The sequence below is a fragment of the Asticcacaulis sp. W401b genome, from assembly GCF_046503825.1.
In the GTDB taxonomy this organism is placed as follows: Bacteria; Pseudomonadota; Alphaproteobacteria; order Caulobacterales; family Caulobacteraceae; genus Asticcacaulis.
Genome location: NZ_JBKFEE010000001.1, coordinates 681296 through 702676, shown reverse-complemented (window position 1 = coordinate 702676; position 21381 = coordinate 681296). Strand labels below are relative to the sequence as shown.

The 21381-nt window shown below is 63.0% G+C and carries 21 protein-coding genes; 11 read left to right on the top strand and 10 right to left on the bottom strand.

Annotated features, from left to right (window positions below; genetic code table 11):
- Positions 1-55 precede the first annotated feature (55 nt).
- From ACK8OE_RS03330 to ACK8OE_RS03320, 3 genes are all read left to right on the top strand, one after another.
- Positions 56-1975 carry a polysaccharide lyase family protein gene (locus ACK8OE_RS03330; RefSeq protein ID WP_410271358.1) on the top strand — a complete coding sequence of 640 codons (1920 nt, stop codon included), beginning with the start codon at positions 56-58 and terminating at the stop codon, positions 1973-1975.
- A gap of 57 nt (positions 1976-2032) precedes the next feature.
- Positions 2033-2953: a 5'-methylthioadenosine/S-adenosylhomocysteine nucleosidase gene (locus tag ACK8OE_RS03325; RefSeq protein ID WP_410271357.1), complete on the top strand. Its 921-nt coding sequence runs from the start codon at positions 2033-2035 to the stop codon at positions 2951-2953.
- A gap of 178 nt (positions 2954-3131) precedes the next feature.
- Positions 3132-4451, top strand: a complete 1320-nt coding sequence (locus ACK8OE_RS03320) for an NCS2 family permease (protein ID WP_410271356.1) — start codon at positions 3132-3134, stop codon at positions 4449-4451.
- Positions 4452-4550: 99 nt separating this feature from the next.
- Here ACK8OE_RS03320 and ACK8OE_RS03315 read toward each other — a convergent pair whose 3' ends face one another.
- The 4 genes from ACK8OE_RS03315 to ACK8OE_RS03300 form a co-directional block, all read right to left on the bottom strand.
- Positions 4551-4790 (bottom strand): hypothetical protein, encoded by a 240-nt coding sequence (locus ACK8OE_RS03315; RefSeq protein WP_410271355.1) that lies wholly within the window; start codon positions 4788-4790, stop codon positions 4551-4553.
- Positions 4791-5096: 306 nt separating this feature from the next.
- Positions 5097-5312 (bottom strand): DUF6587 family protein, encoded by a 216-nt coding sequence (locus ACK8OE_RS03310; protein ID WP_410271354.1) that lies wholly within the window; start codon positions 5310-5312, stop codon positions 5097-5099.
- A complete protein-coding gene (locus ACK8OE_RS03305; protein WP_410271353.1) occupies positions 5309-7141 on the bottom strand; it encodes a ferrous iron transporter B in 1833 nt (610 codons plus the stop codon). The genes ACK8OE_RS03310 and ACK8OE_RS03305 overlap by 4 nt, the downstream gene beginning before the upstream one ends.
- 15 nt (positions 7142-7156) lie before the next feature.
- Positions 7157-7393, bottom strand: coding sequence for a ferrous iron transport protein A (locus ACK8OE_RS03300; protein WP_013479430.1), 237 nt, complete (start codon positions 7391-7393; stop codon positions 7157-7159).
- 226 nt (positions 7394-7619) lie between these two features.
- Between ACK8OE_RS03300 and ACK8OE_RS03295 the strand changes: the two genes are divergently transcribed.
- The 4 genes from ACK8OE_RS03295 (at position 7620) to ACK8OE_RS03280 (ending at position 11071) form a co-directional block, all read left to right on the top strand.
- Complete coding sequence (locus ACK8OE_RS03295) at positions 7620-8891, top strand: 3-phosphoshikimate 1-carboxyvinyltransferase (protein ID WP_410271352.1); 1272 nt, start codon at positions 7620-7622, stop codon at positions 8889-8891.
- A gap of 71 nt (positions 8892-8962) precedes the next feature.
- Entirely contained in the window at positions 8963-9706 is a 744-nt protein-coding gene (modA, locus tag ACK8OE_RS03290) for a molybdate ABC transporter substrate-binding protein (protein WP_410271351.1), read from the top strand.
- 4 nt (positions 9707-9710) lie between these two features.
- Positions 9711-10388, top strand: coding sequence for a molybdate ABC transporter permease subunit (modB, locus tag ACK8OE_RS03285; protein ID WP_410271350.1), 678 nt, complete (start codon positions 9711-9713; stop codon positions 10386-10388).
- Positions 10385-11071 (top strand): ATP-binding cassette domain-containing protein, encoded by a 687-nt coding sequence (locus ACK8OE_RS03280; protein WP_410271349.1) that lies wholly within the window; start codon positions 10385-10387, stop codon positions 11069-11071. The genes modB and ACK8OE_RS03280 overlap by 4 nt, the downstream gene beginning before the upstream one ends.
- Before the next feature lie 31 nt (positions 11072-11102).
- Here ACK8OE_RS03280 and ACK8OE_RS03275 read toward each other — a convergent pair whose 3' ends face one another.
- The 3 genes from ACK8OE_RS03275 to ACK8OE_RS03265 form a co-directional block, all read right to left on the bottom strand.
- Positions 11103-11354, bottom strand: a complete 252-nt coding sequence (locus tag ACK8OE_RS03275) for a hypothetical protein (RefSeq protein ID WP_410271348.1) — start codon at positions 11352-11354, stop codon at positions 11103-11105.
- 71 nt (positions 11355-11425) lie between these two features.
- A complete protein-coding gene (locus tag ACK8OE_RS03270; RefSeq protein WP_410271347.1) occupies positions 11426-12187 on the bottom strand; it encodes an SDR family NAD(P)-dependent oxidoreductase in 762 nt (253 codons plus the stop codon).
- Entirely contained in the window at positions 12177-12989 is an 813-nt protein-coding gene (locus ACK8OE_RS03265) for an alpha/beta hydrolase (RefSeq protein ID WP_410271346.1), read from the bottom strand. The genes ACK8OE_RS03270 and ACK8OE_RS03265 overlap by 11 nt, the downstream gene beginning before the upstream one ends.
- A gap of 162 nt (positions 12990-13151) precedes the next feature.
- Between ACK8OE_RS03265 and ACK8OE_RS03260 the strand changes: the two genes are divergently transcribed.
- Together ACK8OE_RS03260 and ACK8OE_RS03255 are read left to right on the top strand one after the other, a co-directional pair.
- A complete protein-coding gene (locus ACK8OE_RS03260; protein WP_410271345.1) occupies positions 13152-14063 on the top strand; it encodes an SMP-30/gluconolactonase/LRE family protein in 912 nt (303 codons plus the stop codon).
- A 135-nt stretch (positions 14064-14198) separates the two neighbouring features.
- A complete protein-coding gene (locus ACK8OE_RS03255; RefSeq protein ID WP_410271344.1) occupies positions 14199-16313 on the top strand; it encodes a malate synthase G in 2115 nt (704 codons plus the stop codon).
- Positions 16314-16329: 16 nt separating this feature from the next.
- On the opposite strand, the gene ACK8OE_RS03250 is transcribed toward ACK8OE_RS03255, so the two are convergent.
- From ACK8OE_RS03250 to ACK8OE_RS03240, 3 genes are all read right to left on the bottom strand, one after another.
- Positions 16330-17178 (bottom strand): IclR family transcriptional regulator, encoded by an 849-nt coding sequence (locus ACK8OE_RS03250; RefSeq protein WP_410271343.1) that lies wholly within the window; start codon positions 17176-17178, stop codon positions 16330-16332.
- Between the two features lie 40 nt (positions 17179-17218).
- Positions 17219-17614 carry an MliC family protein gene (locus ACK8OE_RS03245; protein WP_410271342.1) on the bottom strand — a complete coding sequence of 132 codons (396 nt, stop codon included), beginning with the start codon at positions 17612-17614 and terminating at the stop codon, positions 17219-17221.
- A 264-nt stretch (positions 17615-17878) separates the two neighbouring features.
- Positions 17879-20065, bottom strand: a complete 2187-nt coding sequence (locus tag ACK8OE_RS03240; protein WP_410271341.1) for a prolyl oligopeptidase family serine peptidase — start codon at positions 20063-20065, stop codon at positions 17879-17881.
- A 208-nt stretch (positions 20066-20273) separates the two neighbouring features.
- On the opposite strand from ACK8OE_RS03240, the gene ACK8OE_RS03235 reads away from it, so the two are divergent.
- A complete protein-coding gene (locus ACK8OE_RS03235) occupies positions 20274-20888 on the top strand; it encodes a hypothetical protein (protein ID WP_290795251.1) in 615 nt (204 codons plus the stop codon).
- Positions 20889-20891: 3 nt separating this feature from the next.
- Positions 20892-21197: a winged helix-turn-helix domain-containing protein gene (locus ACK8OE_RS03230; RefSeq protein ID WP_126421220.1), complete on the top strand. Its 306-nt coding sequence runs from the start codon at positions 20892-20894 to the stop codon at positions 21195-21197.
- The last annotated feature ends 184 nt before the right edge of the window (positions 21198-21381 follow it).

The following is a 21381-nucleotide window of genomic DNA, read 5'->3' as shown; positions in this document are numbered from 1 at the left end:
ATCTGAGCGTTCATGACGTTTGATGAGCGATAATCACAGGCTCAGGGAAGATATCGTGACATCGAAGGCTCTCAAAACCGTCCTGCCGTTGCTTTTTCTGCTGGGTGCATTGCCGGCGGCGGCTGAGGTGACGGCGATCCGCGCCGACGGGCGGCTGACGCTCACTAACGGCCTGATCGAAGCGGTGATCGACGCCAATGGCGATGTGGTGTCGTTCAGGGACCTGCGCGGCACGCCGACCGAGCTGATCCAGAGCGGGCAGAAACTGTACTGGGACGCCAATGCCGAGGCGCTGGGCGCGACCGCGACGCCGCCACCCAAAAAGGGCTATTATCGTCCATCGCCCGCCGACACGTCTGTCGAGCTGGTCACGGAGACGGCGGCACTGGCCGATGTGAAGATCAGCAGCGGCCCGAGCGAACATTTTCCGTTCAGGGCCGAGCGCCATTACGTGATGAAGGATGGCCTGCCGGGGCTCTATGCCTATGTTGTCTTCCGCCACCCGGCCGATTTGCCCGCCGCGCGTTTGTGGCAGACGCGCTTTGTCTTTCGCACCTCGCCGCAGGTGTTCAATGCCTGGAGCATTGCGCGCAACACGCTGATCCGCATTCCACGCGCCGAGGTGACGCAGAAGCTGATGGACGCCACCTTCCGGCTGGCCGATGGGACGGTGAAGACGAAATATCTCAACTCGGTCTATTGGGGGGATGTCCCGGCCTATGGCACCTTGTCCGTCGAACCGGGCCAGAGCCGCGGCCTCTGGATGATCGAGCCGTCGCCGGAATATCACAATGGCGGGCCGATCAAGCAGGGTCAGACCGTGCACGACGATGTGTTGCTGCGCGTGCTGCAATCCTCGCATTTTGGCGCAAAATCGGTGGATGTGCAGGCCGGGGAGGCGTGGTCCAAGGTCTATGGCCCCTTCCTCATCTATGCCAATCAGGCGACGACGCCGGGCCGTCTGTGGTTCGATATCGACCGGCAACTGGCGGCCGAAAAGGCGCAGTGGCCCTATGCCTTCGTCAGCGCCCCCGAATACGCCCGAACGCGCGGCACCCTGACCGGTGAGGTACGCCTGAACGGGGCGGCGGCGGGCAAGAGCCGGGTGGTCCTGTCTGACCCAGGTGCCGTCTGGTCCGACAGCGTCAAGGGCTATAATTATTGGGGTGAGGTCTATGCCGACGGGCAGTTTCGCATCGAAGGCATTGCGCCCGGCACCTATGCTTTGAGCGTCACCGGGGCGGATCAGCCCAACGACCTGAGCGGTCGCACCGTGACCATCCGCGCCGGCGCGCAGGACACGGGCACGATCTTCTGGCAGAAGGAATCGCACGGCAAAACCCTGTGGCAACTGGGGACGTTTGATCGTCAGGCGGCGGAGTTCCGCAATGGCGATGCGGCGCGCGGCTATCAGATGTTCACCCTCTACCCGCAGCAGTTTCCGAACGATGTCGATTACACCATCGGGCGCAGCATCGCGGCGCGCGACTGGAACTACGCGCACTGGTCCTGGTACATGACGGACCCGGTCTGGCACCTGCGTTTCAAGGCGGCACCGCAAGCGGGGAAGGGGACGCTGACCATCGGCATCGCCTCGGCGCAACCGGCCACCGCGCAGGCCCAAAAGTGTGAAGCGGTTTTGGGAAAAACCTGCGTGGCAAAACCCTCTAAGCTGACAGATGTGCGCGTGGCCCTGAACGGTCAGGAGATCGGGGCCATCCGCCTGCCCAAGACCGGCACGGCTGGCTACCGCGGCGGCGTGCAGGATCAGAATTACAACGTCGTGACCTTCAACTTTGATGCCTCCTTGCTGAAGGCCGACAATGACCTGACCTTCCGCCATGCCGACGGGCAGGTGTTTGATCCGGCCCTGATCCGGGCCGCCGAAAGCGCCGCCGCTGACGACGATCAGGCCCCCGGCAGCGCCGCGCCGGGTCAGGTGATGTACGATGCCATTAAACTGGACGTGCAGTAATCATTTGCGTCTCCCGTGAAGCCGCGTTAGCTTTTCGCATTTGCGAAGAGGTGACGTATGCGGGTGTGGGCCCTCTGTCTGGCGATGGTGATGAGCGTAATGATGACGATGACGGCGCAGGCGGCGGCCTATCTGGATAAAACCCCGCGCATCGGCGTCATCTCGGCCTTTGAGCCGGAATGGCAGGCCCTGATCAGGCGGCTGAAAGACGCCCAAAGCTACAGCCTCAATGGCATGAAGTTTGTGACCGGTACGCTGGAGGACAAGCCCGTCGTGCTGACCATGTCGAGCATGTCGATGGTCAATGCGGCGATGAATACGCAGCTCCTTATTGATCGCTTCCACGTCGAGCGCATCGTCTTTTCGGGCATTGCCGGGGGCATCGACCCGTCTCTGAAGATCGGCGATGTGGTCGTCCCGGCGCGCTGGGCACAGTCGCTGGAAACCATTATGGGCCGCAAGACCGCCAAAGGCTTCGTCAAGCCGGACTGGCTGACCTGGGCACCGGACGGCATGGAAGCCTATGGCATGATCATCCCCAATTCCGTGGTGGTGGGCAGCGCCAAACACGCGCCCGCGCCCAGGGTGTGGTTTGAGGCCGATCCGGCCATGCTGGCGGTCGCCGCCAAACTTGAGCAGACGGAACTGGCCCACTGCACGGCGGACGGGCGCTGCCTTGATCACAGGCCGCAACTGCATGTGGGCGGGGATGCGGTGTCGTCGCCGGCCTTTGTCGATAATGCCGATTACCGCGACTATCTGCACCGCGCCTTCAATGCCCGCGTGGCCGATATGGAAAGCGCAGCCGTGGGGCAGGTGGCCTTTGCCAATGATGTGCCGTTCATCGTCTTCCGCAGCCTGTCCGATCTGGCGGGCGGCGACGAACACGCCAATCAGATGGCGACCTTCATGGCGCTGGCTTCGGAAAATTCAGCAACAGTCGTGTGCCGGTTTATCCGGGCCTTGCCCGCAAAATAAGGGCCGCAAGGCGCTTGCGTCTTCATACCTCCCCAGCTTGCTGGGGAGGGGGACCGCACGAGCCGCCGAAGGCGGTGAGATGTGGTGGTGGGGGACTTTGTATCGCGGTGCAAAATTTCAGCTTGCGGAACATCGTCCGCCGGGCGCTAATGAAACCGATTTTGTATGTGGGGACGATATGGGCTATCTCGACAGATATTTTGGCCTGAGCGCGCAGGGCACCACGGTGCGGACCGAGATCATGGCCGGTTTCACCACCTTCCTGACCATGGCCTATATCGTGCTGGTCAATCCGGCCATCCTGTCGCAGACGGGGATGCCTCTGGCGGCGGTGGCGGCGGCGACCTGCGCGTCGGCGGCTTTTGCCTCGATCCTGATGGGGCTGGTGGCCAATTATCCACTGGCCATGGCGCCGGGCATGGGGCTCAACGCCTATTTCACCTTTACCGTGGTCAAGGGGATGGGGCTGCCGTGGCAGACGGCGCTGGGCTGCGTCTTTTTGTCGGGGGTGTGCTTCCTCTTGCTGACGCTCGGCGGGGTGCGTCAGATGATCGTCAACGCCATCCCCAAGCCCCTGTTCGCCGCCGTAGCGGGCGGGATTGGCCTGTTTATCGCCTTTATCGGCCTGAAAGAGGCGGGGATCATCGTCGCCAGCCCGGCCACCACCGTGGCGCTGGGCGACCTCAAAACACCGGCCCCGGCGCTGGCCCTTCTGGGGCTGCTGATTATCGCCGTGCTGAGCGCGTGGCGCATCAAGGGCGCGGTGCTGATCGGCATACTGGCGACCACCGCAGCGGCGTGGGGTCTGGGGCAGGTGACCTATCAGCCGACGCCTTATGACCTCAAAGCGCTGACCGCAACGGCCTTTGCGCTGGATATTCCGGCGGCGCTCGATATCGGCAAGACGGGCTTTGGCATCCTCGAAATTGTATTCGTGTTTCTGTTTGTCGATCTTTTCGACAATGTCGGCACACTGGTCGGGGTCTCCAAGCGCGCCGGGCTGATGCAGCCCGACGGCAGCATCCCGCGCCTCAACAAGATCCTCTTCACCGATTCGATCGCCTCGATGGCCGGGGCAGTGATGGGCACTTCGACCGTCACCAGCTATATCGAAAGCGCGGCGGGTGTGGCCGAAGGCGGCCGCACGGGTCTGACGGCGGTGGTGACGGGGTTGCTGTTCCTTGTGGCGCTATTCTTCGCGCCCTATGCGCAGTTCATCCCGGCGGCGGCCACGGCACCGGCCCTGATTATCGTCGGTGCGCTGATGATGGCCCCGCTGAAAGAGATCGACTGGGAGGACGCGGGTATCGCCGTCCCGGCCTTCCTGATTCTGATCGGGATTCCCCTGACCTTTTCCATTGCCAACGGGCTGGCCTTCGGCATCACGGCCTATGCGGTGATCAAGCTGCTGCGCGGTAAAGCGCGTCTTGGCGACTGGCTGTTGCTGGTGCTGGCCGGGCTGTTTGTGGCGCGCTTTATCTGGTTGAGTGCGGGCTAGACCGGTATGACTTTTAATGGAATCGTAATTCAAGCACCTCCCCTGATTTCAGGGGGGGCGCTATAGCGATAAGCCGTTTCCATCTAAAATCATTTCGATCTAGGGGTTTGAAGTCCCTGTCTTTTCAACGCGATTGGCGTCATAGGCCGCATCCGGACCCTTCGCGGTCGGGCTGTCGCGGTTGGTGGCGGTAAAGGCGATGACAAAGCCGATCAGGACAATCATCACGGCGATAGTGCCCCACGGCAGACGACGGCGCGGCAAATTGCCGGGACCTTCGGGGCCGCTACGGGTCAGCGCGTCGCCGCGCGCGTGCAACGGGTCTTCGGAATGGGTCATGACAGGGCTCCTCAGTAAAGACTCTCAGGATGCGCCCTGCGGCGGAAAACCACAGTGCCAAAAGGCGTCCGGTTTGTAAGAATGCGCTATCGACGATCTGTGTTGCGTTGCATTCACAAACCCCATTGCGTTTGTAACTTTTGTTGAAGAGGCTTGCCGCTTAAGGCCTTGCGTTTTGCTGCATCGCAAACTAAATTGAAGATGTTCAGCGCGCTGCGCTGATTGCCCTTCCTGGGCGTTTCCTCCCTGTAAACTTTAAGCCGCGCCGCAATGCGCGGCTTTTTTTTGCCCGAAATCCCGGAGCACTTAGCTTTTGGGGGGAAGATCGAAATGCAGCGTCTTGCAGCCATTGCACGACGCGCAGCCGGAGTCGCACCCGGCGGCCGTTTTGGCAGCGGGCTTGAGGCCCAGACGGCGGGTCACGGCCTCAGCGGTTTTGGGGAACAGTCGGTGCGCCATCATGGCGGCAGCCACGGCCACAATGACCGCAACGATCAGGGTCTGGATCAGGTCGTAGCTCATCCCGTCACCATCTTCGTTACGCTATAGGTCAGGAACGAGGCCAGATAGGCCAGAGCGAACAGGTAACCAGCCGTAATCCCGACGAACTTCCACGAATTGGTTTCGCGGCGGATGACGGCAAGCGTCGAAAGGCACTGCGGCGCAAAGATGTACCAGGCCAGAAGCGAGAAGCCGGTGGCCAGCGACCATTGCGCCGCGACCGTTGCCTGCAACTGATTCGCCACGGCGTCTTCGGAGCCGGAAATGGCATAGACCGTCCCCAGCGCCGACACGGCCACTTCGCGGGCGGCCATGCCGGGGATCAGGGCGATACAGATTTCCCACGTAAAGCCGATGGGGCGGAAGATCGGCTCGATGGCGTGGCCGATCATGCCGGCAAAGGAATAGTCGATGGCCGGTTGCGTGGCGTTAGCGGGGGCGCGCGGGAAGGTGGCCAGCACCCACAGCAGTGTATTGGCGGCGAAGATGACGCCGGTGATTCTGCGCATGAAAATGCCGGCGCGCTCCCACAGGCCCAGCGCCAGATTGCGCGGATTGGGCAGGCGGTAGGAGGGCAGCTCCATCAGCAGCATGGCCGGGCTCTTGTCCGTGCGCAGCAGCTTCATCACCCAGGCGACGATCAGGGCCGACAGGATACCGGCGATGTAAAGCCCGAACAGCACAAGGCCCTGAAAGCTGAGGACGCCCCACACCTGACGTTCGGGGATGAAGGCGGCGATCAGTAGGGCATAGACGGGCAGGCGCGCCGAACAGGTCATCAGCGGCGCGATCATGATGGTGGTCAGGCGGTCGCGAATATCGTGGATCGAGCGCGTGGCCATCACGCCCGGAATGGCGCAGGCAAACGACGACAAAAGCGGGATAAAGGCCCGTCCGGTCAGGCCTGCCCGCGCCATCAGCGTATCGAGCAGGAAGGCGGCGCGCGGCAGGTAGCCCGACTCTTCGAGCACCAGAATAAAGAAGAACAGGATCAGGATCTGCGGCAGGAAGACCAGTACCGAGCCTACCCCGCTGATCATGGCGTCGGCGATAAAGCTCTGCAACAGGCCTTCGGGCATGTGGGCGCGCACCATCTCAGCGGCCCAGCCAAACAGCCCCTCAATCCCGTCCATCAGCGGCGTCGCCCAGGCGAAGACCGCCTGAAACACCACGAACATCAGCAGGGCGAGGATGGGCAGGCCAAACACCGGATTGAGCAGGACGCCATCCAGTTGGTCGTCGATCTTCGCCGTAAAGCTCGGCATGGTGACGGCCGCGTTGAGAATATCGCGCACCTCAAGGTGCACGTCGCGCTCGGTCGCGGCGATCTTCGGCGCTTCGATCGACTGCGTGTCGATGTATTCGATCAGGTGTTTGGCACCGCCCCCGGCAATGGCCACGGTCTGGATAACCGGAATACCCAGCAGGGCCTGAAGCCTGTCCTGATCAATGTGGATGCCGCGCTTGTGCGCCGCGTCCATCATGTTGAGCGCCAGCACCATCGGGCGGCCAAGCTTGCGGATTTCCAGCACAAAGCGCAGGTTGAGGCGCAGATTGGTCGCATCGGCCACGCAGACGATCACGTCGGGCGCGCCGACTTCGGCCACCGTGCCCATACAGACGTCGCGGGTGATGATTTCGTCGGGGCCCAGCGCATCAAGGCTGTAGGCACCGGGCAGGTCCAGCACCTTGATCGTGCGGCCGGACGGGGCGGTAAAGCTGCCCTCCTTGCGCTCGACCGTCACACCGGCGAAGTTGGCGACCTTCTGGCGCGCGCCGGTGAGCTGGTTGAACAGGGCGGTCTTGCCGCAATTGGGATTACCCACCAGCGCGATCAGCAGTCCGGACATCTCAGCACGCGCTCCTTACGCTGTACGCACCTGAACCCGGTCGGCTTCGGCGCGGCGCAGCGCGAAACGGGTAAAGCCAATCTGGATCAGCAGGGGTTCGGCCCCGAACGGGCCTTTGGCCACGACCTTCACCGGCTCATCGGCGACGAAGCCCAGTTCGCGCAACCGACGGCCGACGCGGTCATCGGCACCGAGATCGGCGACATCGACGACGATGGCGGCGCTATGCAGAGGCAGATCGCTGAGTTTCATATCGGGGACGCGGGTCAGACTTGCAAGTGAGAATGATTATAAAGTGGCTCTTACGCAATTGAAACCGTCCTGACAACGGTTTTGTCCGTGCCCTGTGATCTCAGGCGTCAGGCAAACGGTTTCAGATGCAAAAAATACAAGCGACTGCGCGGCCTGTGGCGGATGGCTGCACCCTTTACGAACGCCCTCTCAGTGTTTAGGAAGCGCCTGTATCGCGGAGTTTGTTATGAATATCGACGCCTTCCCTCAGCTTGAAATCGTGCCGGTCACCGGGCCGATCACCGGGGCCGTGGTGGTGCCGGGCTCGAAATCCCTGACCAACCGCGCCTTTCTGGTGGCGGCGTTGGCGAGGGGGGAAAGCACGCTGTCGGGGGTGCTGACCAGCGACGATACGGTGCATATGGCGACCGCCCTGAAGCAGATGGGGGTGGAGATCGAGGCGCTCGACGCCACCACGGTCAGGCTGCGTTCGTCGGGCAAGCTGAAAGCGCCGTCTGAGCCGCTGTTCCTCGGCAATGCGGGTACAGCGACACGCTTTCTGACGGCGGCGGTGGCGCTGGCCGACGGGGCGGTGGTGATCGATGGCGACGCGCACATGCGCAAACGGCCCATCCTGCCGCTGGTCGAGGCCCTGACGCGGCTGGGGGTCGAGGTGTCGGCCCCGACCGGCTGTCCGCCGGTGACGGTGATGGCGCGTGGCGGCTTTTCCGGCGATATCGTAGACATCGACGCGGGTCTGTCGAGCCAGTACGTGTCGGCGCTTCTGATGCTGGCGGCCTGCGGCGATAAGCCTGTCGAGGTGCGGCTGCGTGGGGATCACGGCATCGGCGGGCGCGGCTATATCGACCTCACTCTGGGTGTCATGCAGGCTTTTGGCGCGAAGGTGTCGCAGCCGTCGGACGGCGTGTGGCGCGTGGAACCGACCGGCTATGTGGCGGCGGACTATCCCATCGAACCGGACGCTTCCTCCTGCACCTATCTGTGGGCGGCCGAGGTGCTGACCGGTGGCCAGATCGACTTTCAGATGGACACGGCGGCCCTGACCCAGCCGGACGCCAGGGCGCGCGACGTCATCATGAGTTGGCCGCACATGCCCGCCGTCATCGACGGCTCGCAGATGCAGGACGCCGTGCCGACGCTGGCCGTGCTGGCGGCGTTTAACCAGACGCCGGTGCGCTTTGTTGGCATTGCCAATCTGCGCGTCAAGGAGTGCGACCGGGTTAGCGCCGTGTGCGACGGGCTGAACGCCCTGCGCGCCGGTCTGGCCCACGAAGAGGGCGACGACCTGATCGTCCATGCCGATCCGGCACTGATCGGCACGACGACCAAGGCCGTGATCGACACGCACAATGACCACCGCATCGCCATGTGCTTTTCGCTGGCCGGGCTGATGATGGCGGGCGTGGTGATCGACAATCCGAAATGCGTGTCCAAGACCTTCCCGACCTATTGGGACGTGCTGGAAAGCCTCGGTGTGGGGTTGAAGCATCCTGCATAAAGCACCTCCCCTGATTTCAGGGGGGATGCTTTTGCTAGCTTTATCGCTCCAGCCGAATTAAGGTTTGCCTCATGCAAACCCTTCGTTGTCTTCTGCTGATCGCCCTAGCGCTGTCTGCCCTGCCGGCTTCGGCGCGAGCCGAAGAGGTGCGCGTCGCCGTCGCCGCCAACTTCACCGACACAGCCAGACTGATCGCCAGCGCCTTTGAAAAGAAGACCGGCCACACTGTCACCCAGAGCTTCGGGGCGTCGGGTCAGTTCTATGCGCAAATAAAGAACGGCGCGCCCTTCGATGTCTTCCTCAGCGCCGATGCTGAACGCCCGCTGCGCCTTGAGGCCGAGGGGTTGACGGTCAAAGGCACGCGCTTTGTCTATGCCTATGGCAAGCTGGTCCTGTGGAGCGCCGATACGCGCGTGGACGCGAAGGGCGCGGTCCTCCGCAAGGGCGCGTTTGACAAGCTGGCCATCGCCGATCCGGCGGCGGCTCCCTATGGCGTGGCGGCGGTCGAGACCCTGACCCGGCTGGGCCTCTATGACCGCCTGAAAGCGAAGATCGTCAAGGGCGGCAATATTTCCCAGACCTATACCTTTGTGGCCACGGGGGCGGCGGAACTGGGCTTTGTCGCCCTGTCGCAGGTGCAGGGCAAGGGCGGATCGTCGTGGCTGGTCCCGGCTACTCTTTACACCCCCATTGATCAGCAGGCCGTGCTGCTGAACACCGGCGTGAGCAATCCCGCCGCCAGAGCCTATATGGCCTTTTTTCGCTCGCCCGAGGCGGTGAAGATCATCCGTTCGCACGGCTACGAGGTCCGCTGAACCCATGTGGGAGGCCATCCGCGTCACCTTGCTGCTGGCCGCCGTGACCACGCCCTTGCTTCTGCTGCTGGCGACGCCGCTGGCGTGGTGGCTGGCCAAAGGGACGGGGTGGGTGCGCGATACGGTGGCCGCCGTGGTGGCCCTGCCCATCGTCCTGCCGCCAACGGTGCTGGGCTTTTACCTGCTGATCGCGCTGGGGCCGCACAGTCCGCTGATAGGGCTGTTGCAGCCGTTCGGCGTCCGGACACTGGCCTTCACCTTTACCGGGCTGGTCATCGGCTCACTGGTCTATTCGCTGCCCTTTGCCGTGCAGCCCATCCGCAACGCGTTTGAGGCCATGGGGCCGCGTCCGCTGGAGGTGGCCGCTACCTTGCGCGCCTCGACCTGGGATGCCTTCTGGTCGGTCGCGCTGCCGCAGGCACGACGCGGCTATGTGACGGCGGCGCTGCTGGTCTTTGCGCACACCATCGGTGAATTCGGCGTGGTGCTGATGATCGGCGGGGCCATTCCGGGGCAGACCGAGGTCGTCTCGATCCGCATCTTTCAGGCGGTGGAACAGCTCAACTTTGCCGAAGCGCATCTGATCTCCGGCGGCCTGCTGGCCTTCTCTTTTGTGGCCCTGATGGTCATGCTGGTCATCGACCGGCGCTTCGGCGCGCGCTCGGCGGGGATACGGCCATGATTCAGGTCGATCTCAGCGGTACGGTGGGTGATCTGGCGCTGTCGCTGCGTTTTGAGGCCGGGGCCGGGCTGACGGCGCTGATGGGCCCGTCCGGGTCCGGCAAGACGACGCTGCTGCGCGCCGTGGCCGGGCTGGAGCGCCTGAGCGGGCGGGTGCAGGTGGGTGACGCTGTCTGGCAGGCGGAGGACCACTTTGTGCCCGTGCACAAACGCGCTGTCGGCTATGTGTTTCAGGAGCCGTCGCTGTTTAGCCACCTGTCGGTCGAAGGTAATCTCGATTTTGCCCTTAAGCGCAGTCCGAAAAATGTCGATAAAACCGGAATTATCGAACTGTTGCGCATCCGCACGCTGCTGCCGCGTCAGGTTACCCGGTTGTCGGGCGGGGAGCGTCAGCGCGTGGCGATCGCGCGGGCGTTACTGTCCGGGCCAGACCTGCTGCTGATGGATGAGCCGCTGTCGAGCCTCGATCAGGCGGCGCGGGCCGAGATACTGCCGCTGATCCGCGACGTGGCTGAGCGCGTGCCGGTGCTCTATGTCAGCCACGACCCGCTGGAGGTGGTGCGCCTGACGCAGCAGATCATCTACATCCTAAACGGACACCTGAGCGCGCGCCCGGCGGTGACGCTGGACGGCCTGTCTCAGGCCGAAATCGAGGCGCTGGCGCTCAAGGCCTTGGGTTCGTAGTTTACACCTCGCTGCCAGCGGGGAGAAGGCATTACATCCCCGTCGAGATGGCGGCGGTGGCGTCGGGCACTTTTTGCAACTCCGAGGCGGCGACCTTGCCGACCGGAAAGCGGTCATCGTCCCACACCACATGCACCATATCGGAACCGCTTTTGCGGGCCTCGCCGGGCGGCACGAACAGGTTGTCATCGGCGGGGTCATGGCTGACCGTGCCAAGGCCTTTTTCGGCGTGTTCGACGCGCTCGCCGTCCTCAAAGCTGTGCGGGGGGATGTCGTCGGTCATGGGCACGTTCCTTATCACAGAAGAGGCCATGATCGAAAAACCGGCATAAGGAGGCAATGGTGTAAGGTGCGCTACGGCATATACTGCCCGCCATTGATATGCACGATCTGACCGGTGACGTAGCCGCTCATGCGATCGGAGGCGAGATAGAGCACCGTGCCCACGCAGTCCTCCGGCGTGCCGATGCGCCCCAGTTGCGTGGCGTTCTTCATCGCTTCCATGCGCTCGGCTGGCGTTGCCGCGTGGAAGGGCGTGCCGATGACGCCGGGCGCGATGGCGTTGACGCGGATGCCGCGTTTGGCCAGATCGCGCGCCATATGCCGCGTCAGATTGTGAACATAGGCCTTGGCACAGGCATAGTGGCCCGACCCCGGCCCGCCGCCATCATTACCCGCAATCGAGCCGACATTGATGATGCTGCCGCCGCCCTGCTGTTCGATCAGCGGCACGGCGGCCTGAGAGGCATTGATCACCGCGCGCACATTGAGGTTCATCACCGTGTCATAAAGCGCGTCGTCGATTTCCATGAACGGGCGGCGGCCGCACAGGCTGCCCGCATTGTTGACGAGAATGTCGAGCTTGCCGAGCTTTTGCGCGGCTGCCTCGACCATGCCTTTGGCCGTTTTCGGGTCGGTCAGGTCGGCCTGCACGATGACCGCTGTGCCGCCCGCAGCCGTGATGGCGTCGGCCACGGCCTGAGCGCCTTCGGCATTGGAGGCGTAATGGATGGCGACCGCCGCGCCGCAGTCGGCAAAGCCCCTGGCGACGGCGGCGCCTATGCCCGACGAGGCGCCGGTGATGAGTACGGATTTGCCTTTGAGGTCATTCAACATAGGGAGTCCAGTCTGGAGTCGGCATCCGGGCCATCTGGCCCAGAACCGTGGGAGCGAGTTTGGTGAAGTCCGGATGGTGGTTGGCAGCGGTCAGGGTGATAAAGCGCACCCGGACATTGGCGGCGAAGGCGGCCTTTTTCAGCGCCTCGCCTTCGCTGAAAGGGATGATGTCATCCGCCGTGCCGTGGATCAGCAGAAGCGGCACCTTGATCCGGCTCACGGCTTTCAGGTTGTCGAAGCGGTCCGGCAGGATCGGCCGGGCATAGGCCGGGGCCATGGCCGTCAGCGAGGTAAAGGTGCCAAGCGTCACCACCCCGGCAATGTCTTCGCGCGTCGCCGCATCGAGCGCCACGCCGCCCCCCAGTGAATGCCCGAACAGATAGACGGGCGCGCCCGGTTGCAGGGTGCGGCCATAGGCGATGAAGGCGGCGGCATCGGCGCGCAGGCCCGTCTCGCTGGGGGTGCCCGGATTGCCGCCATAGCCGCGATAGTCGGCAATCAGCAGGCCGTCACCCTGCTCCGCCAGCGGGGCGGCATAGCGGGCGGCGGTATAGCGATTGCCTCCATTGCCATGAAAGAAGACGATCAGACGCTTCCCGGCCTCACGCGGCGGGTAATAATAGCCTTTGAGGCTCAGGCCATGGGCGGTGGTGACGCTGACCTCACGCGGAGCCTCGCCCGGCCACTGCGCGGAGGCGGGCAGGGGATCGGGCAGGTAGATGTGGCTGCGCACCAGCGGGGCGCAGGCGCTCAGGCCGGTCACGGCCAGCACCACCAGAACGGCGCGAAAAACAGATTTCATAGAATCCCCCAGTCAAGACCTACGACGACGAGCCGCCTGCGCATTAATGAGCGAAAGTGACCGGCAGGCAAGGGGTGGCTACGGTTTGTTCAGGGTTTCCTTTTGGCGGGTTTGATTTTCGGGGCCGCTCCGGTGTAGCCAGAGAGAAACCGGAGACATCGCATGTGGCAACCGTCAGAGATTTACCCCGATCCGTCCATCGAAAGCCTCGATCCGCGCTTTGACACGTACCGCCTGTCGCTGGCGGCGGTGGAGCGGCTCTATGAGGGCACCCGCTGGGGCGAGGGGCCGGTGTGGTTTGGCGACGGGCGCTACCTGCTGTGGAGCGACATCCCCAATGACCGCATCCTGCGCTGGGACGAAGAGACGGGGGCGGTGTCGATCTTTCGCAAGCCAGCGGACTTCGCCAATGGCCACACGCGCGACCGGCAGGGGCGGCTGATCTCGTGTCAGCATGGTACGCGCAGCGTCACGCGCACCGAATATGACGGCACGCTCACGACGCTGGCCAGCCATTATCAGGGCAAGTGCCTCAACTCACCCAATGATGGCACGGTGAAAAGCGACGGGTCGGTGTGGTTCACCGATCCGCCGTTTGGCATCCTGGGCGATTACGAAGGTCATCGCGCCGAACCGGAACTGCCGACGAACGTCTATCGCTGGACGGAGGCGGGTTTGAGCGTGGTGACCGACGCCATCGACCGGCCCAACGGCATCTGTTTTTCACCGAATGAGCGGCTGTGTTACATCGCGCAGTCGGGCGAGCCCAAACGCATCTGGGTGTTTGAGGTGGCGGGCGACAGCCTGACGAATGGCCGGGTGTTTGTCGAATGCGCGCCGGGGCAGCCGGATGGCTTCCGCTGCGACGAAGACGGCAATCTTTGGTGCGGCTGGGGTGGCGGGCCGGGCCTGAACGGGGTGCGCGTCTTCGCCCCGGACGGCACGGCCATCGGCCATATCCACCTGCCCAATCGCTGCGCCAATCTGGTGTTTGGCGGACGGGCCCGCAACCGCCTGTTCATGACAGCGGGGCAGTCGCTGTTTGCGCTTTATGTGAATACGCGCGGCGCATAGCGTAGAAAGTGGAAAATTTTTCTAAAATAAATTCATATATTTATATTTAAATTGAATTCTGGAAATAATTTCCGGAAAAATTGACCCCTAGGGCCATGAGCGGTTATCCTCGCATCAGTTAAAGAGGAAACCGCTATGGCCTACACCCCTGTCTCCGGTATCGAGGTTGATGACATCCTGTGGCGCTTTGTCCGCGAAGAGGCCCTGCCGGGCTCTGGCGTGGCCGAGGTGGCGTTTTGGGACGGGCTGGCCGGGCTTATCCGCGACTTCGCGCCGCGCAATGCCGCCCTTCTGGCTCAGCGCGACGCCTTGCAGGCGCAGATCGACGACTGGCACCGCGGTCACGCCTTTGAGCCGGTCGCCTATAAGGCTTTTCTGAGTGAAATCGGCTATCTGCGGCCCGAACCGGCGGCGTTCACCGTCACGACGGCCAATGTCGATGACGAGATTGCGCGCCTGAGCGGCCCGCAACTGGTCGTGCCGGTGTCCAATGCCCGCTACGCCCTGAACGCCGCCAATGCCCGCTGGGGCAGCCTCTATGACGCCCTCTATGGCACGGATGTGCTGGGGCCGGTTCCGGCGTCGGGCGGCTATGACGCCGCGCGTGGTGCGGCGGTGCAGGCGGCGGCCAAGGCCTATCTCGATGAATTCGTGCCGCTGGAGGGGCTCAGCCACGCCGCGGTCACGGCCTATGCGGTCGTAGCCGGGCAGTTGCGGGCCAATGGCGCGCCGTTGAAAGACCCATCGCAGTTCGTCGGTTTCAGCGGCCCCGCCGACGCGCCGCAGTCGATCCTGCTGCGCCATAATGGCCTGCATATCGACATCCGTATCGACCGCCAGAGCCCGGTGGCCGATGCGGCGGGCGTCGCCGATGTGGGGCTCGAAGCCGCCCTGTCGGCCATTATGGACATGGAAGACAGCGTCGGCGCCGTCGATGCGGCGGATAAGGTCGGCCTCTATTGCAACTGGCTGGGCCTGACGCGCGGCGACCTGAGCGAACAGTTCCAGAAGGGCGGTCAGGTGCAGACGCGCCGCCTCAATCCCGACCGCGCCTATACGGCCCCCGATGGTCAGGCCTTCACCCTGCATGGGCGTAGTCTCATGCTGGCGCGCAATGTCGGTCTGCATATGTACAGCGACATGGTGCGCCACAACGGGCAGGCCGTGCCGGAGGGGCTGATCGACCTGATGATCACCGCCCTGATCGCGCGCCACGACGCCGGCCGCAACAGCCGCACGGGCTCGGCCTATATCGTCAAGCCCAAGATGCACGGGCCGGACGAGGTGGCCTTTGCGGTCGCAACCTTCGCCTTTGCCGAGCGCGCCGTGGGCCTGCCTGACCGCACGCTGAAGATCGGCATTATGGACGAAGAGCGCCGCACCAGCGTCAATCTGAGGGCCTGTATCGAAGCCGCCAGGGACCGCGTCTTCTTCATCAATACGGGCTTCCTCGACCGCACGGGCGATGAAATCCATACTTCGATGGAAGCGGGCCCGGTCCTGCGCAAGGGCGAGATCAAGGGGGCGGTGTGGATCAAAGCCTATGAGGACTCCAATGTCGATTGCGGGCTGATCTCTGGCCTGCCCGGCTATGCGCAGATCGGTAAGGGCATGTGGGCCGCCCCGGATATGATGGCCGATATGATGGCGCAAAAGATCGGTCATCCGAAGGCCGGGGCCTCGACCGCCTGGGTGCCGTCACCGACGGCGGCCACCCTGCACGCCCTGCACTATCACCGCGTCGATGTCGCCGCCGTGCAGGCCCAGTTGCGCGCCCGCCCACGCGCCTCGGTCGATGATATTCTGACGCCGCCACTGGCGACGCGGACCTACAGCCCCGAAGAGATTGCCGAAGAACTGGACAACAATCTGCAGGGCATTCTCGGCTACGTGGTGCGTTGGGTCGATCAGGGTGTGGGCTGTTCCAAGGTGCCGGATATCCATGATGTCGGCCTGATGGAAGACCGCGCGACCTTGCGCATCTCCAGCCAGCACGTCGCCAACTGGCTGCGGCACGGCTGGGTGTCTGAGGTACAGGTGTTTGAGCGCCTGAAACACATGGCGAAGGTCGTTGATGCGCAAAATGCCGGTGATCCCGCCTATCGCCCGATGGCGCTGACCTATGACGGCGAGGCGTTCAAGGCGGCCTGTGACCTGTGTTTTGACGGTGCGCAACAGGCCAATGGCTATACGGAGTTCATCCTGCACGCCCGGCGACAGGCGGCGAAAAAGGTGGTGGAGCTGGCATAACACCCTCTCTCCCGTTTTACGGGGAGAGAGGGTTCAACAGGTGCCCGCCGATAAGCTCGGTGATGCGGGCGGCGGTTTCGCGCACCTGTTGCGCCAGTTGCGGCAGGCGGTCATCGCTGAGGCGTAAGGACGGGCCGGACAGCGATATCCCGGCGCGCGCTTCGCCATATTCATTGAATACCGGTGCGGCGACGCAGCGCATACCGATATGGGCCTCTTCGTCGTCCAGCGACCAGCCGCGCGCCCGAATGGCGCTTAGATCGCTGCGCAGGGCTTCGGGGGTAATCAGGGTCTTGGGTGTGTATTGCGGCAGGTCGCGGCGTTTCAGCAGGGCCTCCAGAGTGCGGCCCTCAAGCCGCGCCAGCAGGGCCTTGCCGATGCCCGACGCATGGGCCGAGCGACGGTCGCCGATACGGAAAAAGGCGCGGATAGGGGCTTCGCATTCGACCTGCGCCACGAACACCACTTCGAAACCGTCGAGCATGGCCAGATTGACCGTCTCGCCCGTCGCCTCCATCAGGCGCAGCATTTCCGGCCTACCAGCCGTGAGGATGCGGTTGCGGCGCTGAAAGGCCATGCCGATGCGCAAGGCCTCGATGCCGATGGACCATTTCTGCGACGGCTCATCCCAACTGACCAGATCGTGCGCCGACAGGGTGGCCAGAAGCCGGTGCGCCGTCGAGGCGGCCAGTCCAGCCTCACGCGACAGTTCGGTCAGGCTCATCCCGTCGTGGGCCGACAGGACTTTCAGCAGGCCCAGCGCCTTCTCCAGCGATTGATTGGTCGCCGGGGCGTCGGGTTTCAGCCGGTCTTCGCGCGGGCGACCGCGCGGACGGGACGGGGTGGGTTCGGGAGACGTAGCCATAAATGGAAACTATTTCCAAAATGCCACCCCGTCAAAGGGTTTACCCCTTGGTGCAGGCTTCGTCCGCCGAGCCCCAGGTGGCGTCATTGCCCTTGGTGTGCAGGCTGTAGCCCGCGGCCTGATAAAGGGTGCCGTCGCCGGAAGTGGTTTTCAGCAGGGTGAGTTTGCGGTTGTTGTCGGACAGCACCGTCACATCGGCCTTGTCGTCGGAAAAGACGACCGACAGCTTGGTGCCCAATGCGCAGGTATAGCTGATCGGGTCGGAGACGGCGAAATCAGCGGCGGCCGAGGACATGGCGTCCTTGGCGTCGGTGGCGATTTCAGACGTGGTTTCCTGCACCTCTTCGACGGCCTGCTGGGCTTCGGGCTTGGAGCAGGCCGACAGTGAGGCGGCGGTCAGCGTCATCAGGGCGACGGCGGTGGCGATCTTGCGCATGGGGGTGATCCTCCGTGAGTGGTCCTTCGGAGGTATCAGCCCGCGTGTAAGGAAACGATCAGATCGCCCCTTATCGAAGATTAACGAGAGGGAAGAAAAACCCCTCTTCCGACGGGAAGAGGGGGATGGAGCGGAATGATTTCTAGTGGAATCATTCCGCTCAAGCTGCCATTGAGGCGGCGGCCAAGGTGGCGCAAGCCACCGCCCGGCGAGGGGCTAAACAAAAACCTAGATCATTATGTTTCTACCAGAAATCATAATGATCTAATCCATCAGCTTCTGCGCCAGATAGGTGTATTCCAGCGCGTTCCGCTTGGCGGTTTCCTTAAGGTTGGCGGCTGCGGAATGGCCGCCGTCGGTGTTTTCGTAATAGAGGAAGGGCAGGCCCATATCCCCCATCAGCGCCGCCATCTTGCGGGCGTGGCCCGGATGCACGCGGTCATCCTTGGTCGAGGTGACGAAGAAGGGCTCCGGATATTTCACCCCGGCTTTCAGGTTGTGATAGGGCGAGATGGTCTTGAGGAAGGCGGCTTCTTCCGGCACGTCCGGCCGGCCATATTCGCCCTGCCACGAGGCTCCGGCCAGAAGCGTGTGATAGCGCAGCATGTCGAGCAGCGGCACCTGCACCACGACGGCGTTCCACAGGTCCGGGCGCTGCGTCAGTTGCACGCCCATCAGCAACCCGCCGTTAGAGCCGCCCATAATCCCCAGACGACGCGGCGAGGTGATTTTGCTCTTGATCAGGTCTTCGGCCACGGCCTTAAAATCGTCATAGATGACCTGACGCTTGGTCTTGAGGCCCGCTTCGTGCCACTTCGGCCCGAACTCCCCGCCGCCGCGGATATTGGCCAGCACATAGGCGCCGCCCTTTTCCAGCCACAGCTTGCCAATCGCCCCAGAATAGGACGGGGTCAGCGAGATTTCAAAGCCGCCATAGGCGTAGAGCAGGGTCGGCGTATTGCCGTCCAGCTTCGTGTCCTTTTTCATCACCACAAAGTAGGGCACCCTGGTGCCATCCTTCGAGGTGGCCCAGTGCTGCTCAACCTTCAGCCCCTCGGCATTGAAGCGTTCCGGACTGGCCTTCAGCTTGGTCACCGTCGTCTTTTCGGCGTCGGCGATATACAGGGTCGAGGGTTGCAGATAGCCCGTGGACCAGGCAAACAACTGGTCCGACTCGTCATCGGTCGAACCGAGGCTGAGCGACGAATTTTCCGGCAGGGGCAAGGGTTTCAGCACCCATTGGCCATTGACGAGGCTCACCGACTGCACCTGACCGGTGACGTTGGACAGGATCGACAGCACCAGATGGTTCTTCGTCTGACCGATGCCGGCGACGCTCTGATGATCGTTCGGGGCGAAGATCACCGAAGGCTCGACGTTTTTGGGGTCTTTCAGTGCGGCCTTCAGGTCAAAGGCGATCACCGCGCCGGAGGGGTATTTCGTGCCCTTGGCGCTGGTCCAGTCGTCTTTCAGCGAAAAGACGGCCTGACCCTTATAGTAGGCGTTCATTTCCGAGGTCAGCGGCAGGGGCAGCTTCACTTCGCCCGCCTCGGTGAACCAGGTCGTATCGGTCTCAAAGAAGCTGGGGCGGCGCTCGGCATAGTCCATGACGTAGTTGCCGTCGACGTCGCGCAGCACGGTGCGATAGGCCATCATGTCGGTCTTGGCCCCGCGATGGATTTCTACCGCCTGATCGAGGCTCTGACCGCGCTTGAGCACCTTGGTGACGAAGGCGTAGCCCGACGGCGTGACCTCGCCCGGCGTCCATTCGCGCGCCACATAGAGCGTGTCCTTGTCCTTCCAGGTGACGATCTGCTTGCCTTCGGGCAGGGTGAAGCCGCCTCCGACGAAGCTCTTGGTCGTCAGGTCGTATTCGCGCACCGTCACGGCGTCCTTGCCACCGTTCGACAGGTTGATCAGGCAGCGGGTGTTTTGCGGCGGCAGGCACGACGCGCCCTTATAGACCCAGTTCTGGCCTTCCGCCTTGGCGAGAGCATCGAAGTCCAGCAGGATATCCCATTTGGGTGCCCCGGCCAGATACGAGGCCTTGTCCGTGCGGCGCCAGATGCCGCGCACATGGTCCTTGTCCTGCCAGAAATTGTCGATGAAGCCGCCATTGGCGAAGCCGGGTGAGGGGATGCGGTCGGTGGCTTCGACGATTTTCAGCACATCGGCTTCGTATTGCGCAAAGCGCGGATCGGCCATCAGGCTTTTCAGGCTGCGCTCGTTCTGCGCCTTGACCCAGGCGAGGGATTTTTCGCCCTCGACCTCTTCCAGATACTGACGCGGATCGGCGGCGTCCGGCGTCAGGGTGGCGGGATTGGCCGGAGTGGATTTGGCGACGGTGGTGATATTGGTCATCTGGGCCTGCGAGGTGAGGGGCATGGCACCCAAGATGAGCAGCGAGGCGGCCATGCGCAAGGCCTGACGCGACAAGGACGTGTTTGACATGTGGAGGGTTTCCCGAGGTTGGTTTTGCCTGAAACTAACCCCGGCTTTGGCCCCTTTGGCAAGCCCGGACGGCAATCTTACGAAAATGTAATGATGGCTATGCATAAAGCACTTTACAAAATAAAGCACTTCATTCACAACAAGCTCAGGCCGCTCACACAGAGGGCCCTGACGATATCAAACGCTGCCTTATGGAGGGGCAAACCCAATGGACTCTAACGCACTTAAAAGCGACATCGACTATCTCAAGTCTCTGGCTCTGGATGGCGGGCGCGCCCCGGTCATGAACGGCGGCGCGCTCTTTTGGGCCGGCATCTGTTTCTCGGCGGCGGCCGTGGTGCAGTATTTGATTTTGGACGGTGTTCTCACGGTTCCCAATCCGTGGTTTCTGGCCCTGAACTGGGGCGTAGCGGCGGCCATCTATGCCGTCCTGTGTATTGCCTCTATCGCTGCGTCGAAGCGCCGCTATGGGGTCGGCAATGCCATGAACCGTGCCATCGGTTCGGTGTGGTCGGGCGTCGGTTTTGCCATCTTCGCCCTGTTCGTTACCTTGACGGCGGCGGCAGTCGGGATGAAGGCCATGGAGCAGATGCAGCCGTTGATCGCGCCGGCTATCGTTATCCTCTATGGCGTTGGCTGGTGGGTCGTCTCGGTCCTGTCGGGCCGAAAGTGGATGGCGGGCGTGGGCCTGCTGAGCTTTGCCAGCGCGCCCTTCCTCGCCTTTGTCGGCGGTCAGCCGCTCCAGATGCTGGGCTACGCCATCACCCTGACCCTCATTGCCACCATTCCGGGCCTGGTTCTCATGCGCTCATCGGAGGGCTGAGACATGCCGGATGAGTTCAATATCGAGCGTATCGACGATGTTATCCATGGCCGTCTGAGGCTGGGCATTATGGCCTTTCTTTCGACGGCCGGGTCGGCGGACTTCACGACGCTGAAAGCCAAGACGCAATCCACGGACGGCAATCTGTCGGTGCAGGTGCGCAAGCTGGAAGAGGCGAACTATGTCACGGTGGACAAGGCCTTTGTCGGCAAGAAGCCGGTGACGACCATTACGCTCACCGAAGCGGGCCGCGCCGCCTTTGTCGATTATCTCGACGCCATGCGCCGCCTGATCGACGAGGCGGGCTGAAACCCTATACCTCCCTGCACGTTAGTGCGGGGAGGGGGACCGCACGAACTTGCGCCGCAAGTGAGATGCGGTGGTGGGGTGCCTTGAAAAGCGCACTCAATTTCCGCTCAGAGCCCCCCATCACTACACGCTGGGGAGGTATGAAGGTCCCGCACGAAAAGCAAAGCCCCGGTTTTCACCGGGG